The organism is Ciceribacter ferrooxidans (assembly GCF_004137355.1).
Taxonomy (GTDB): Bacteria; Pseudomonadota; Alphaproteobacteria; order Rhizobiales; family Rhizobiaceae; genus Allorhizobium; species Allorhizobium ferrooxidans.
Window position 1 is genome coordinate 1 of record NZ_SDVB01000273.1, and the last position, 261, is coordinate 261.

Below are 261 nucleotides of genomic sequence, written 5' to 3' on the forward strand. Positions count from 1 at the left end.
ATGACACGGTGATGATTAACTCCTGCGGTCTCATCGTTCCCTGGGACTCCCTGACTGCCAGTCAGACGCTGGGATTCCAGCAGGTGTATGAGAAGAGCTGCTCGTGCCACATCGTCACGTGTTACAGCCTCCCGTGCCAGGTCTCCTCATCACGCGATTGCCTCTGGACCGACATGGTTACCACGCAAGACTCCGCCCTCCAGGGGCCACAGGCCTTGCACATGGCCTGCGTGGACAAAGGCAACAACACGTGTGGCTGGG

The 261-nt window shown here is 59.4% G+C and carries 1 protein-coding gene; it reads left to right on the top strand.

Annotation, left to right across the window (positions count from 1 at the left end; translation table 11 throughout):
* Nucleotides 1-11 precede the first annotated feature (11 nt).
* Nucleotides 12-261 (top strand): hypothetical protein (locus tag EUU22_RS26165; RefSeq protein ID WP_369333643.1); only part of this gene is annotated, 250 nt, incomplete at its 3' end.